This window comes from Dysgonomonas sp. BGC7 (assembly GCF_001261735.1).
GTDB lineage: Bacteria > Bacteroidota > Bacteroidia > Bacteroidales > Dysgonomonadaceae > Dysgonomonas.
The window spans coordinates 227,655-243,233 of record NZ_CVRP01000006.1 but is presented as its reverse complement, the minus strand read 5'-3'; the positions used below and the strand labels follow the sequence as shown (position 1 = coordinate 243,233).

Genomic DNA, 15,579 nt, shown 5'->3' with positions numbered 1-15,579 from the left:
TTTAGTCGAGATATAGTTTTCTCATTTTTACAATGTCTACTTTCAGCTCATTAGTAAGAAAATTCATGATAGAACCATGATCTCTTTTCATCTGATTTATTCCTGCTTGCAGAAACATACGTTTAACAGTAAATATAGATTCTGCTCTAGGATATTTAGCTATAAAAGCATCGTATTTGTCACTCAGGTATTTCTTCGAAGATAAATAGTCTTCCATCACCGTTTCTTCATCCACACCCAAAGAAAATAAAACCAGAGCAGCAGCCATTCCCGCACGGTCTTTTCCGGCAGAACAGTGAAATATAAGAGGGGCACTTAAGTTGTTTTGAACAATAGCAAAAAATATACGAAAAGCTCTTACGCAAGCAGGATCGCTTACCAGTAGCCTATTCATATGTTTCATATGAGCATCTATATTAGTCTTTAGCATATTGGCCTGTATGCCTTCCGAACTTAGGTTTCCGGGTGTGATTGCTATAGGATAAGTAAAATGAACATTGTTTGGGAGCCTGTCAGGAGAGCGACGAGCTTCATTTTGCGCTCTGAAATCTATAACTGAAGTTATTGGAATGCTCGACAGGTATTTGACATCTTCAATGGTAAGATTAGAAAGCTCGTCCGCTCTAAAGAGGGTACCCCATTTGACTGTTCTACCTTCTTTTGTCTTGAGACCGCCCAAATCACGAAAATTATATCCTCCCGACATAGGAAGATGTCTCTCTGATAAAATTAGGTGTTCTCCGTCTTCTGAAACGAGATCGAAATAGATACGAATGGAGGTACTCACCGACAAATGATATATTCCACTTCCATTGCCTGACAAAATAGGTGTTCCATAATTTATTCGCGCAACAGCATGACCGGCATACAAAGACCAATTTCCCTGAGCTTCGATCTCAAAGCTTGCTTCTTTAGTATACTTATTTCGGAGTACCTGAGCTTTCCTAACGAATTTATCCATAGACATTAAAACAGAATACTCCTTGACCGAGAGCAATTCTGTTTCTTTTCATTAATTTTCTATTATATAGCAAATATACGGAATTAGTTGATATATTTTTTATTGTACTGTTAAATAGCATATAACTGTGAAAAAAAGGTAAAACTTCGCAAAATTGTAACGGACTATTGACATACTATTCTGACTAATGTATCTTTGTTAGAGAAGCATTGTCGTTTAAAGACTTTAGTATTTATGAAAATCAGTATTTTAGCTTTTATTTCTTCACTCATTGTTTTTTACAATTGCTCTTCGAAACCATTTATCACAGCCTTGTGTGAAAAAGATTCGAAAGGTAACTACATTGTGAAATGGGAAATATACCCCGAAACAGATAACACTCCTGTGGAAATATATGAATCGGACAACGATAGTGTATTTCCATCCACTCCTTCTTATATAGCTAATTCGAATGATTACATGGCTGTTATCAAAAACAGTTCGGAAAACGGAAGCAATAAGGAGAGGAAATATTTCAGACTGAAAGTTGCAGGCACTGTATCCGACATAATCACAAATCGCTTTTTCGATCTCGACAGTATACAAAATTTCAGAGATATAGGTGGCTATATGACAACCGATAATCGAAGAGTGAGATGGGGAAAGATATATAGGTCGGGGAGCTTTTCACGTATGACTCAAAATGACAGCTTAGAGTTGAATCAGCTAAACATAAAAACAGCTATTGACCTGAGGTCTGAAGATGCAAAAAAACAAATACTCAACCGATACAGCAATGTCAACAATATCCGGATACCGGTTGTATACGATGGTTATAGCTCTATTACCCAAAAGGTACTGAATGGGACTTTCCTGAAAGGGGACGCTGTTATATATACTCAGGATACATATAGAGATATGGTATATAACTACGCCAAACAGTATGCTGCCTTTTTCGACTATCTGTGTGATGAGAAAAACTATCCGTTGGTCTATTATTGTTATCTGGGAAAAGATCAGACAGGTCTGGCTACTTACCTTCTTCTTAGGGCATTAGATGTACCTCTGGATGAAATAGAAGACGATTATATGCAATCGGGTACAGGAATAGACAGATCGAAACTGATAAGAGATGCCGATAGCCTTTCCGAATCGAGACAAGAGGCTCTCACCATGCTCACGAAAACAGATTTACTTTTTCTCAAATATGGAATATCATGTATGCGAGAAAAGAGTGGAAGTGTAGACAACTATATGCTAAATGAACTGGAGCTTACTCCTAAAAAGATTCAAAAGCTTAAAAGTATACTTCTACATTAGAATTTCCACTGAACATACAAAGCTCCTAATATAAACAAAAGAATAAAGTGGAAACAAAAAAAGAGATTCCTATAATCGGTATAAACGTTGTGATAGATTGTGCTGACGCAAACATCATGGCTGCTTTTTACAGTAAACTGATGAGTTGGGCATGGACACATCCCCGAGCTAAAGAGGGCTGGGCGGCAATTACCTCCCCTACAGGGATGGTCTTTATATTTCAGGAAGTAGAAAGATATCAACCTCCCGTATGGCCATGGCAAGAAGGGAAACAGGCACAAATGCTACACCTCGACTTATTCGTCAACAATCTTGAAGAAGGAGTGGTGCATGCCATCGAGTGTGGAGCTAAGATAGCCGATACACAATATTTTAAGACATCAAAAACAATGATAGATCCTGCAGGTCACCCTTTCTGCCTTGGGATGTATGTAACCGAATAATTTTTCTTGCGATTTCGACTGGACAAGTAAGAATAAGTCGAACCCCTACAGATATAATAAGAGAATAAATTATTGTCAGAACTTATAACTTTCTATTTTTTTCACTATCCTGATACTCTCCACTGCTTCTTCCACATCATGTACCCGCAGAATATCAGCTCCATTTTGAAGAGCGAATGTATTAAGTACAGTTGTACCATTAAGACTTTCCTCTGAGGATATATTCAAAAGGTTCGCAACCATTTTTTTTCGGGATATACCGACTAAAAGAGGAAGGTCAAAAACAGAAAAACCACGTAGGGAAGCCATCAACTCATAGTTCTGGTCGAGCGTTTTACTAAATCCGAATCCGGGGTCGATAATAATATCATTTACCCCAAGAAGATGCAATTCTGCTACCTTTTCTGACAGGTAGAAAAAAATATTCTGAATCAGGTTGTCATATTGCGTAAGCGAACTCATTGTTTGAGGAGTTCCACGCATGTGCATCAAAACATAAGGTACATTCAATCGGGCTACTGTAGGAAACATCGTTTTGTCTATTTCGCCTCCCGATATATCGTTTATTATAGCAACTCCATACTCCTCGACACAGAAACGAGCTACATCTCCATAAAAAGTATCTATCGAAAGGATTGCAGCAGGGAATTCTCTCACGATGATGGGCAAAGCAAACCTCAAACGCTCTATCTCTTCTGCTGCAGTTAGCAGAGTAGAATTGGGGCGGGTAGACTGTGCTCCTATATCCACAACAGCCCCTCCCTGATTAAGAATTTCAGCTACTCTGCCGATTATTTGAATTTCAGTTTCCTTACGACTACCACTGAAGAAAGAATCGGGTGTAACATTTAGTATCCCCATTACTACAGGATACGATAGGTCGAGAAGTTCTCCTTTTATATTTATTGTTTTCATCCTTTTTTATTTCTAGCTAAAACGCCACTGCCAACTACCACAGAAACTATAGCGTATGTAAAAGTAACAACTTTTTCAGAGTTTATCAATGAACACTTCCTATCGGCACAAAACAGATAGAACGAGAGCTGAATATAACCCTACTTCGGAAAAGAAAGATAAGCTCATATTTTTTATTATATCCGCATAGAAATCATACTTTTTATGTAAGTTTGCAAACCATTACATCTCACCCGACTAACCAAAATAAAGAATATGGTACATTGTTGATACAGATTTGAATGATAGAACAAATAATAATTTTAGAACACATAGATCCCATTGTCTTTTTCGGGATCAATAATGCAAATATCCAGTTACTGAAAACACTTTTTCCAAAGCTGCGCATTGTTGCGCGGGGTAATGCTATAAAGGTTATAGGGAATGCCGAAGATGTACCTTTGTTTGAAGAAAAAATAAGAGAACTGGAAAAATTTTCGACCGAACGAAACAAGCTTACCGAAGAGGATATAATAGATATCGTAAAAGGAAAATCTCCGAACGTTGTAAAACAAGAGAATCTTATTATATACGGAATTAACGGGAAACCAATCTTTGCTCGTACACCCAATCAGCAAAAGTTTGTAGACAGCTTCTATGAAAATGATATGGTGTTTGGCATAGGTCCGGCAGGTTCAGGGAAAACTTATACAGCGATAGCTTTGGCTGTAAAAGCTCTGAAAAACAAAGAAGTAAAGAAGATTATCCTGAGTCGTCCGGCTGTAGAAGCCGGGGAAAAACTGGGATTTCTTCCGGGAGATATGAAAGATAAGATCGATCCTTATTTACAGCCCCTCTACGATGCTTTGGAAGATATGATCCCTCCGGCAAAGCTGAAAGACTATATAGAAAATAAGGTAATACAAATAGCGCCCCTGGCCTTTATGAGAGGAAGAACATTAAGCGATGCGGTAATAATTCTGGACGAAGCCCAGAATACAACTACCCAGCAGATAAAGATGTTCCTTACCCGTCTTGGCATGAATGCTAAAATGATAATTACAGGTGATATAACTCAAATAGACCTGCCACCATCTCAACTATCGGGATTAAAGCATGCCTTACGCATTCTGAGAAATGTAAAAGGAATAGGGCATATTGAGTTTGACAAGACAGACATAGTACGTCACAAACTTGTTCAGCGTATTGTTGAGGCCTACGAAAAAGAAGAGAAAAGGGAAAAGAAACCCGAACTTACGAAATAGAAAAGAGGCTGTTCTTAAAGAACAGCCTCTTTCTATATAATATCTTGTCTTTCTTATAACTTACAATACATAGAGAGAGCTGATAGACTCATTACACAATACTCTACGGATAGCATTAGCAAAAACGTCTGCTACAGAAAGGACTACCACTTTCTCACATTTCTTAGAATATGGAATACTGTCGGTAAACACCATTTCGGTAAGTCCCGATTGATCTACACGCTCCGAAGCAGGATCGGACATCACTGCATGGCTGGCTATCGCTCTCACCGAACGGGCTCCGCTTGCAATCATTATGTCGGCAGCTTTTGTAATAGTACCTGCTGTGTCTACAATATCATCTACAAGAAGTACATCCATACCCGTAACATCTCCGATAATCTGCATTTCCGAGATTTCGTTTGCTTTCTTGCGCAACTTATAACAGATAACCATCGGTATTCCAAAATACTTGGCATACGAGCTTGCACGTTTTGTTCCACCTACATCGGGAGTCGCAATTACAAGATTCTCTGTATTGAGAGTTTTTATGTAATCTACAAAAATAGCAGATGCGTACAAATGGTCTACCGGCACATCGAAAAAGCCCTGAATCTGGTCTGCATGCAAATCCATTGTTATTAAGCGGTTTATTCCGGCTGCCGCCAACATGTCTGCAATAAGTTTTGCACCTATAGAAACACGCGGCTTATCTTTACGGTCTTGTCTTGCCCATCCGAAATAAGGGATAACAGCTATTATAGAATGTGCCGATGCTCTTTTTGCAGCATCTATCATCAACAAAAGCTCCATCAAATTGTCGGAAGTAGGAAACGTTGACTGAACAAGAAATACCTGACAGCCTCTTATCGACTCTTCATAAGATACGGAAAACTCTCCATCGGCAAAACGCTCAATATTCATTTTACCAAGAGGGCATCCAAGGCTTGCACAGATTTTTTCAGCTAAATAACGGGATTTTGTACCCGAGAAAATTTTAAATGGGATGTTAGTGTCCATTTTCAGTTGATCTTTAGGCAGGTTATATTTGTTTATAATTATTAGAGCCACAAAGTTAAGAAAACTAATTATGCCATCAGGGTTTAATCTATATAAAATTTGATTATTTTACCTGAATATGCTTTTATATTCATATACAAGGCTTTATCCCATTCTGAATTTAAGGCAAAACTTCTGTTAGAAAGTAATTCTTTTGCACCTTTAATCTTTTTAGGACTAATCCCCATATAATCGAAAGCTTCTACCGGTATCTGTACCGAAATATTTACATCATTGGTATCGAAGTTGGATATTACCAAAACAAATTCTTTCTTACCCGAACGCAAGAAAGCATATTGCTTGGTAGAATCGAATTCAGGGTTTTCGTAATTAGCATACATCAGATCGAAAAATTTACCCGAACAGATACTTTCTTCTTCTTTTGCCACCTTTATCAGGTGGGTGTAGAATTTACGCAACTTGATTTGTTCGGCAGTCAACTCCGAATAGCCAAAAGCACCGCCATTTCGCCAGTTCCGGATAGTATCTACAGACCAGTAGTCGAATATAGTGGTACGCCCATCCAGCCCGCTAAAGCCTTCCTTATCCATGCCTCTTTCGCCTAGTTCCTGACCAAAATAAATCATTACAGGATTTGTATTCATAGTCGCAGCCACCACCATTGCAGGAAGAGCCACGAAAGGATCTCCTGCGAAAAAATCGGAAGCAATGCGCTGTTCGTCATGGTTCTCCAAGAAATTGAGCATCTTGGTTTGAAGCCCGTCTATACGCTGCCAACAGAAAGTAATATCAGAAGCCGGTCTGTAGCCACAAATAACATCTCGCAGGGTATCGTACAAATCAACCTTATCGTACAGATAGTCGAACAAGCCCCAATGCACATAATCGTGATATTGAGCAGGGTTGTACACCTCAGCTATAAAGAGAAGATTCCGGTTCTTGGCTTTTATCTTAGGTATAACCCAGTTCCAAAATTCGACAGGAACCATCTCTGCCATGTCGCAACGGAAACCATCGACACCTTTTGCCGCCCAAAACAAGAGTATATCTCTCATCTTGAGCCATGTATCAGGAACTGGCGTAAAGCAATTCACCCCGCCATTTAGATAATCTACACCATAGTTTAACTTTACCGTTTCGTACCAGTCATTCACACCCGGTCTGTTAGAAAAACAATCGTTTCCCGTCACTTTAGCAGGAAACTCTTCGTATGTGCTATTCTGTCCACATAGAAAGTCAGGCTCCAACTTTTGATTCGGAATATAATAGAAGTTATTGTCAGGATCGAAAGATGCAGACATATTATCATCTTGGCCAAAGTCTTTTACTTTCTTAGGCTTCGCATCGGAATGGTATTGCCTAGCCACATGGTTAGGTACAAAGTCGATAATCGCTTTCATCCCATTCTTGTGTGTTCTTTCCAACAGAGCTTCAAATTCGTCCATCCTGTTTTCTACAATATCTGCCAAGTCGGGAGAAACATCATAATAGTCACGGATAGCATAAGGAGATCCGGCATTTCCTTTGATAACATCCGGATTGTCGCAGGGGATACCAAGAGTAGAATAATCTGTCTTAGAAGCATGCTCAAGCACCCCTGTGTACCAGATATGAGTAAATCCCATACGCTTTATTTCGCGTAAAGCCTTGTTGTCAAAGGATGAGAATTTACCTACACCATTTTCCTCTAATGTCCCGTTTTCTTTATTATCAGCTTTATTGTTCCCAAACAATCGGGGAAGCACCTGATAAATAAATACTTTTTCTTTCATTATTTTTTAAGTTTAGTCTATCTCTGTTCTGAAGCAAACTGAGGGAAATCTTTCAACAGATTGTTTTCATTGTTTTTCAGATATTCGATCGTAAGATTATACCCCGCATTGTAAATTTCTTCTACATGTTCGAGATCGAACATCGAATATTTAAACAAATCTGAACTTTCGACCAGATAGTCGCAAAGGTTGCGATCGAGCAAGGTATTCGATACTGACATATAGTGAAAAGAACGTTCTGCAACATATTTTATAGAGCTTTTAAACTCCGATCGAGTTAGCGGGCTTACATTCACTCCTATAATCTTGGCACAATCGCGACGGATTGTAGATACAGGGAAATTTTTGAAAAGACCTCCATCTACATAATAATGCTTGTCTATCTCTACAGGGCGAAATATAATAGGAACAGAACAAGAAGCTATTATGGCTGGGATAAGAGGGCCGGAAGTAAACACATGGCTTTCGCCATATTCTATATCCGTAGCAACTACACGTAATGGAATCTTCAGATCTTCAAACGTCTTTGCCCGAAGATGTTTTTTCAAAAAAGATTGCAACCTGTCTGTTTTGAAGAAACCGCCATGAGGAATCGTAAATTCGGCAAACTCCTTAAACGCCTTCTTCTTGAAGAAAGACAGAATCTCCATAGGTGAATGACCATCAGCATAAAGTACTCCGGCAAAAGCACCCGCACTTGTCCCCGAAATAATTTCAGGAAACAGCCCTTCTTTATTGAAAGCATCCAGGGCTCCTAAGTGGGCAAAGCCTTTCGCTCCTCCGCCACTCAATGCTATCCCAAGTTTATAGTTACTCTTTTCTGAAGCCATCATCTATTGAATGTGTAGATTTCCTACAAATTTAGTAATAAAACCTCTATTATTGAATTAGTTAATACAACAAAAAGTACAAAAACCAAAAGGCTCCTGTACTTTTCTTATTCAATTTCGTTATGATATATTCTAGATATTATTTCTGCATCTCTCTTAATTTAATTTTAGTGAGCACCTGCTTTGTGTTCAAAGGAAAGTCTGCATCCATCATCCAGGCATAAAAGCTTGGTTCTTTTTTCAACACTTCTACTACCGATTTTCCTTTATGCTTACCAAAATTGAAAACTTCTATTCCGTTTTCGTCTTTTATAATACGTCCCGCCAAGTCTACATTATTATTGAAGAAAGAAAATTCAGAAGCAAGCTTTTCCATATCGTTCTCTAAATCGGGATACTTATCCAGTTGAGCTTTCAGCACCTCGTACGTGGCCAATGTATCTGCCTCAGCCGAGTGGGCATCTGTAAGATCTTTTTCGCAATAAAACTTATAAGCTGCCTCCAGCGTGCGTTGTTCTTTTTTATGGAAGATGATCTGCACATCTATCATTTTGCGGCGACTAAAATCTATATCTACTCCTGCACGCAAAAACTCTTCGGCAAGCAGAGGAATATCGAATCGGCTCGAATTAAATCCGGCCAAATCACAACCTTCCATTTGGTCGGCCAAAGATTTTGCAATCTGCTTAAATGTAGGGGCATCCTTCACATCTTCATCCGATATGCCATGTATAGCCGTAGCTCCTGCCGGTATTGGCATTTCAGGATTCAATCTTTTCGTTTTAACCTCTTCTTTTCCATTAGGAAATACTTTAAGATAGGATATTTCAACAATTCTATCGTGTACGGTATCAGTACCCGTTGTTTCGAGGTCAAAAAATATAATCGGATTTTTCAGATTTAATTTCATAGCGTGTTGTAAGAAAAAACTTTATCATTCCCCTTTTTTCACTATGGAAGAATGATAAAGCTTTTGTTTTTTATTCTTTTACGATTACGTCTTTTAGTCGTTGAGCATCATTGGCATAAGTAACATCAACAAATCTTCATTCTCTTCGTTTTCGGCAGGAAGAATTAATCCGGCACGTGAAGGATCGGACAGTTCCAGCGAAATATCGGTAGAAGGAATATTATTCAAAATATCGATAAGAAAACTAGATTTGAAACCTATGCTCATCGCACTGCCTGCATATTCGCAAGCAATAGTTTCTTCTGCTGCTGTAGAGAAATCTATATCCTGAGCCGTCACTACAATACTATTGTCTGACAGTTGAAGCTTAATCAGATTGCTTGCCTGATTAGAGAAAACAGAGACACGTTTCAATGCGTTGAAGAAAGCAAGTCTGTCGAGAACAACCTTATTCGGGTTATTTTGAGGTATTACCGAATTATAGTTAGGATAACGACCTTCTATAAAACGACAAGTCATCGTATAACTCGACATTTTTATATATGCGTTGTTCTCATCAAATTTTATTTCTACAACTTCCGATTCTTTCGGAAGGATTGCTTTCAATAAGTTCGCCGGTTTTTTAGGCAAGATAAAAGAAGCTCTTTCCGAACCTTTGGCTGACAAAGTTTTGCAACGTACCAGCTTGTGTCCGTCCGATGCAACGAAAGTAAGATCGTCTGTTGTTATATCGAAGAATACACCATTCATCACAGGGCGAAGTTCATCATCGGCACTGGCAAATAATGTACGATTGATGCCACCGAATAAAACCTGAGGATCGATAGTGATGCTGATAGCAGTTTCTTTCAATTCTTTTGGCTGTGGGTAGTCGTCACCACTTTGTCCTATAAAATTATACTTTCCGTTGTGGAAGAAAATGAATGTTTCCAGATTATCGTTATTGATCTCGAAAGTAAGTGGCTGTTCGGGCAACTCTTTCAAAGGATCGAGCAGGTTTTTTGCATTCACGGCAAACTTACCGTTACCCTCCGACTCATTCACTTCTAACGATGTAACAAGGCGGGTTTCGGAATCGGCAGCAGTAAGCGTAAGTTTGGATCCATCCAGTTCTAATAGGAAACAATCCAAGATAGGCAATGTGTTTTTTGAGTTAATCACTTTGCTTATCGCCTGCAAGTGACTTAATAGTGCGGTACTGGAAACAACAAATTTCATATTTTCAGTGTATTATTTAGTTTTTTTCTGATACAAAATCAATAGAGCAAATATAAGAATTTTTTTACTTATGACAAGAGCTTTTCTTATTGCATTCTACAATCCAAATATTTAATTCAGCTTAGTTTGTAATTCCTTATTTATTTCCTCCAGAAAATCTTCTGTATTCAGATAGTCCGAACGCTGCATCTTATCGCCATGAACAAGCATTGCAAGATCTTTCGTCATTTTGCCCTGCTCTACAACTTCGACACATGTTTCTTCCAGCTTATTGGCAAAGTCAATTAACGGCTGATTTCCATCCAACTTACCACGGTGAGCCAATCCTCTTGTCCATGCAAAGATAGAAGCTATAGGATTGGTAGAGGTTTCTTTCCCCTGCTGATGTTGACGATAGTGGCGGGTAACTGTTCCGTGTGCAGCCTCAGCCTCCATAGTCCGTCCGTCGGGAGTTAGTAGGACGGAAGTCATAAGACCAAGCGAACCAAAACCTTGAGCTACAGTATCGGATTGTACGTCTCCATCGTAGTTTTTACAAGCCCAAACAAAGCCTCCGTTCCACTTCAAGGCCGAAGCAACCATGTCATCTATCAAACGATGCTCGTATGTGATTCCTGCATTCAGGAAGCTCGTTTTATAATCGCTTTCGTACACTTCCTGAAAAATATCTTTGAAGCGTCCATCATAAGCCTTCAAGATAGTATTCTTGGTAGAAAGGTATAGAGGGTATTTCTTCTCAAGAGCCAAACGGAAGCAAGAATGCGCAAATCCATAAATAGATTCATCCGTATTGTACATACCCATAGCAACACCATCTCCACTATAGTTGTAGACAGTATATTCCTGCGGTGCTCCATTTTCGGGAGTGAAGACCATAGTCAATGTACCTTTTCCTTTGGTAACGAAGTCTGTTGCCTTGTATTGGTCTGCATTGGCATGACGACCTATAATAATGGGTTTCGTCCATGTATTCACCAATCTGGGAATATTGTTGATAATGATAGGTTCCCGAAAAACCGTTCCACCAATAATATTCCGGATTGTACCATTCGGAGATTTCCACATTTTTTTCAATCCGAATTCCTCTACACGGGCTTCGTCGGGAGTTATTGTAGCACACTTTACGGCTACATGGTATTTTTTTGTAGCTTCGGCGCTATCTATCGTCACCTGATCGTCTGTTGCATCACGATTTTCGATACTGAGATCATAATATTTGAGATCCACATCCACATAGGGAAGAATCAACTTATCTTTTATATATTGCCATATAATGCGGGTCATTTCATCCCCATCCATTTCCACTACGGGATTGTCTACTTTTATTTTTTGCATATTTCAAGAACTGTTTTACTTATTAGTTTTTACTTCTTCTGAATATCTTTCAACCACATTTCCAACAAAGTAAGCATTTGGGTATGATAGCTGAAATTTTCGCGCATGCCCCAGCCATGCCCTCCTCTTGGGAAAACGTACATTGTAGCCGGAATATTATTTTGTTTCAACGCTTGGTAATAGCAAATACTATTTTCGGGCTGCACGCTTGTATCATCATCGCTCAACAGCAGAATAGTAGGTGGAGTGTTGGCATTCACCTGTTTCTCGTTCGAGAAAATATGAACATCTGTCGCTGAAGGCTTTTCTCCCAGCAGATTTTTCTTAGAACCTCCATGAGTAGCTACTTCCATAGTGATAACAGGATAAAACAAAATAGAAAAATCGGGGCGTGTACTTGTACCTAAAGAGGCAAAACGATTAGATGCCGTTGCTGCTAAATGCCCACCGGCCGAAAATCCTGCAATACCTATTTTGCCGGGGTCAATACCCAGTTCCTCTGCATGACTGCGAACATAGGACATTGCCTGCCACGCATCGTCTAACGGAACTTCCTTGTGCTGGTTTGGCATTCTGTATTTCAGTACAATGCCTGTAACACCCAGTTTGGTGAGCCAAAGTGCAAATTGCGAACCTTCGTGCGCAATGGCAAGACCACCATATCCCCCACCCGGACAAATAACTACAGCCATACCTGTGTTTTTAGAGTTCTCGGGAGAGTATACTGTAATTTCGGGTACAGTTACGTTAGTTACCCAGCCCCCTTCTCTCTCATATTTTTCGGCTTCTGTTATCTCATTACTTGACGGAGGGTTTCCCTCCCATAATTTTATAGTTTTCTGTCCACTCATATTTGTAAATGCAAACAAAAATAATACAACACTGCAAACGAACTTATTCATATCTTTTTATTATCAAAATGTTATTTTCAAAGGTAAATATTTTAAGGTTTAAATCAAAAGAGACAAAAAGAAAGAAGATAAGCCAATAAATAAACTTATGTCCTCCACAAAGTCTTCTAGTTTCTACCTTTTTTCAACCCAAAGAATCGACCTCTTTCATCCACAGAGCCATAGAGGCATCACTAGGCATACGCCAATCGCCACGAGGAGAAAGGTTTACAGAACCGACTTTTGGTCCATCGGGCAAACACGATCTTTTGAATTGTTGGGTAAAGAAACGGCGGAAAAAGACTTTCAGCCACTTCAAGATTTCCCCATCTGCATATTGTTCGACAAAGGCATTACGAGCCAGAAAATATATTTTGGAAGGCGAAAAGCCAAAACGCAGGACATAATACAAAAAGAAGTCGTGCAAAATATACGGCCCTACAACATCTTCTGTTTTCTGAGCAATGTTACCATCCTTATCTGCCGGCAGCAGCTCAGGGCTAACAGGAGTTTCCACTACATCGTCTAATATAAGTCGGGATGCTGCATCCATACGGGTATCGGCTATCCACGAAACCAATGTGCGAACCAGTGTTTTAGGCACTCCGGTATTCACGGCATACATAGACATATGGTCGCCGTTGTATGTGCACCAACCCAATGCCAGTTCGGACAAATCGCCTGTTCCTATAACAAGCCCGTTCACCTTATTGGCATAGTCCATCAAGATTTGTGTACGCTCACGAGCCTGTGAATTTTCGTATGTTATATCGTGTACGTCTTCGCTGTGTTCTATATCTTTGAAATGCTGTATTACCGCATCTTTTATAGATATCTCTTTTATCGTCACACCGAGTGCTTCCATCAGTTTTATCGCATTGCTGTATGTGCGGTCGGTAGTTCCAAATCCAGGCATGGTGATACCATATATATTCTGACGGGAAAGTCCGATTTTATCGAATGTTTTGGCAAGAACCAGCAACGCTAGAGTAGAATCCAATCCGCCCGAAACACCTATTACGGCTGTCTTGATATTGGTATGCAACATTCGCTTTGCCAACCCGCCTATTTGTATCGAGAATATTTCTTCGCAACGTTCGTTTAATGTATCGTCATTTACCGGAACGAAAGGAGAGGAAGAAATATAACGAGACAGGGAGAAATCTGACACATGAGTCTTTTGTTCAACAAATACATTCCTATATTGAGCAAGGCTGAGTATTTTGCATTCGGACGATGAGAACGATTTATTTTTCAGACGATCGTTTCTCAGCCGTTCCACATCTATATCTGCCACTGTGAGTTTACTGTCGAAAGAGAACCGTTCTCCTTCGACAAGTATAGCCCCATTTTCGGCAATCAGGCTACTGCCGGCAAAAACAATATCGGTAGTAGATTCTCCATTACCTGCCGCGGCATATACGTATCCGACAATGCAGCGAGCCGACTGTTGACTGACAAGAGCTTTACGATACGAATGCTTACCTGTGGTTTCATTGCTTGCCGAAAGGTTGAATATAATCTCAGCTCCATGCAAAGAAGATATGCTCGATGGCGGTACGGGTGTCCACAGATCTTCGCAAATGTCGATAGCAAAGCGGAATTGCTCTGTTTCGAAAATCAAATCTGTTCCTATAGGCACACAACTATCACATAAACAGACAGTATCTTCTTTCAGCTCTCGTGAAGAAGAAAACCATCGCATTTCATAAAATTCACTATAATTAGGCAGGTAGGTCTTGGGAACTACACCCAGAATCTTTCCGGCAGACAGGACAACCGCAACATTGTAAAGCCTGTTAGATACTTCCAGAGGCATACCTGTGATAATAACAGGATGTACTTCTTTTGACGCATCGAGAATTTGCAGTAAAGAGCGTTCTGCCTGTTGCAACAACAACCGCTGAAGAAACAGGTCGCCGCAACTATAAGCAGTAATACATAATTCGGGGAAAACAATTGCTGAAACACCTTTCTGTTCAGCATCGTTTATCATCTGTATTATTTTTTCTGTATTATATTCGCAATCTGCAACCTTAAGAGCAGGAGTAGCTGCCGCAACGCGGACAAAGCCGAAGTTATCCATAGAATATCATATTTTTACAAAAATAAGAATTTTTCACTTCATGTTCGCAGAACTGCTTATTATTTCATATAACTTACTTGTATCCATCATCAAATTCCGGAAACTTTATCTGTAAAGAAAACTTTTTATATTATGGCAAAGTATAGTGATCGTTTAGTAGAAAAAATAGTACGACTGATAGAAGAGGATACTTATACTATCAGCGAAATTTGTGATGCTTTGCGGATCAGCCGCAACACGTTTTATGAATGGAAAAGCACGAAACCCGAATTTAGTCAGGCTTTGGAAGATGCCGAAGCTCGTCGTGACAGTAGCCTTGCAATACTGGCACGCCGTTCGTTGCGTGAACAATTAGAGGGGTATGTAGAGATAACAGAAAAAATTGTTTACCAAGACGACGGATATGATGGGCAAACAATGAAATCGAAAACAGTTACCAAGAAGAAAGTGGCGGCAAAGGCTTCTGTCATAAAATTGGCATTAGAGCACAGCGATAGTAAAAAGGAAGAAAGTAACAAAAAAGGAAATATACATCCTGCTACCAGAACAAAAGAAGAAATCATCCTCAGCCTAAAAAACAGATCGGGTGTTTACAGAAATAGTCAGACATATATATCCCCAAATACAAGAATGAGAAAACAAGAAGTAAATGTGTAACCTTTGTCACTTTTTAGTTA

The 15,579-nt window shown here is 39.5% G+C and carries 14 protein-coding genes; 4 read left to right on the top strand and 10 right to left on the bottom strand.

Annotated features, from left to right (window positions below; translation table 11 throughout):
* Position 1: 1 nt before the first annotated feature.
* Positions 2–961 (bottom strand): tyrosine-protein phosphatase, encoded by a 960-nt coding sequence (locus BGC7_RS04845; protein ID WP_050700502.1) that lies wholly within the window; start codon positions 959–961, stop codon positions 2–4.
* 234 nt (positions 962–1,195) lie between these two features.
* Here BGC7_RS04845 and BGC7_RS04840 point away from each other — a divergent pair, with 234 nt between their 5' ends.
* Positions 1,196–2,260, top strand: coding sequence for a tyrosine-protein phosphatase (locus BGC7_RS04840; protein WP_050700429.1), 1,065 nt, complete (start codon positions 1,196–1,198; stop codon positions 2,258–2,260).
* A gap of 47 nt (positions 2,261–2,307) precedes the next feature.
* On the top strand, positions 2,308–2,703 hold the full coding sequence (locus tag BGC7_RS04835) for a VOC family protein (RefSeq protein ID WP_050700428.1): 396 nt from the start codon (positions 2,308–2,310) through the stop codon (positions 2,701–2,703).
* A 75-nt stretch (positions 2,704–2,778) separates the two neighbouring features.
* Here the strand turns inward: BGC7_RS04835 and folP are convergent, their stop codons facing one another.
* Entirely contained in the window at positions 2,779–3,618 is an 840-nt protein-coding gene (gene folP, locus BGC7_RS04830; RefSeq protein WP_050700427.1) for a dihydropteroate synthase, read from the bottom strand.
* 281 nt (positions 3,619–3,899) lie between these two features.
* Here folP and BGC7_RS04825 point away from each other — a divergent pair, with 281 nt between their 5' ends.
* Entirely contained in the window at positions 3,900–4,862 is a 963-nt protein-coding gene (locus tag BGC7_RS04825) for a PhoH family protein (RefSeq protein ID WP_050700426.1), read from the top strand.
* A gap of 60 nt (positions 4,863–4,922) precedes the next feature.
* Here BGC7_RS04825 and BGC7_RS04820 read toward each other — a convergent pair whose 3' ends face one another.
* The 8 genes from BGC7_RS04820 to BGC7_RS04785 form a co-directional block, all read right to left on the bottom strand.
* Complete coding sequence (locus BGC7_RS04820; RefSeq protein WP_050700501.1) at positions 4,923–5,861, bottom strand: ribose-phosphate pyrophosphokinase; 939 nt, start codon at positions 5,859–5,861, stop codon at positions 4,923–4,925.
* 83 nt (positions 5,862–5,944) lie between these two features.
* On the bottom strand, positions 5,945–7,633 hold the full coding sequence (locus tag BGC7_RS04815) for an alpha-amylase family protein (RefSeq protein ID WP_050700425.1): 1,689 nt from the start codon (positions 7,631–7,633) through the stop codon (positions 5,945–5,947).
* A 17-nt stretch (positions 7,634–7,650) separates the two neighbouring features.
* Positions 7,651–8,466 carry a patatin-like phospholipase family protein gene (locus BGC7_RS04810; RefSeq protein ID WP_242034346.1) on the bottom strand — a complete coding sequence of 272 codons (816 nt, stop codon included), beginning with the start codon at positions 8,464–8,466 and terminating at the stop codon, positions 7,651–7,653.
* Between the two features lie 136 nt (positions 8,467–8,602).
* Positions 8,603–9,373, bottom strand: coding sequence for a 3'-5' exonuclease (locus BGC7_RS04805; RefSeq protein WP_050700424.1), 771 nt, complete (start codon positions 9,371–9,373; stop codon positions 8,603–8,605).
* A gap of 93 nt (positions 9,374–9,466) precedes the next feature.
* The gene (gene dnaN, locus BGC7_RS04800; RefSeq protein ID WP_050700423.1) at positions 9,467–10,591 is read right to left on the bottom strand and encodes a DNA polymerase III subunit beta; all 1,125 of its coding nucleotides are present in this window, start codon (positions 10,589–10,591) and stop codon (positions 9,467–9,469) included.
* A gap of 111 nt (positions 10,592–10,702) precedes the next feature.
* Positions 10,703–11,926 carry an isocitrate dehydrogenase (NADP(+)) gene (locus tag BGC7_RS04795; RefSeq protein ID WP_050700422.1) on the bottom strand — a complete coding sequence of 408 codons (1,224 nt, stop codon included), beginning with the start codon at positions 11,924–11,926 and terminating at the stop codon, positions 10,703–10,705.
* Between the two features lie 29 nt (positions 11,927–11,955).
* Entirely contained in the window at positions 11,956–12,828 is an 873-nt protein-coding gene (locus BGC7_RS04790) for an alpha/beta hydrolase (protein WP_050700421.1), read from the bottom strand.
* Positions 12,829–12,961: 133 nt separating this feature from the next.
* Positions 12,962–14,902 carry an NAD(+) synthase gene (locus BGC7_RS04785; protein WP_050700420.1) on the bottom strand — a complete coding sequence of 647 codons (1,941 nt, stop codon included), beginning with the start codon at positions 14,900–14,902 and terminating at the stop codon, positions 12,962–12,964.
* 132 nt (positions 14,903–15,034) lie between these two features.
* On the opposite strand from BGC7_RS04785, the gene BGC7_RS04780 reads away from it, so the two are divergent.
* Positions 15,035–15,559 (top strand): transposase, encoded by a 525-nt coding sequence (locus BGC7_RS04780; protein WP_050700419.1) that lies wholly within the window; start codon positions 15,035–15,037, stop codon positions 15,557–15,559.
* Positions 15,560–15,579 lie beyond the last annotated feature (20 nt).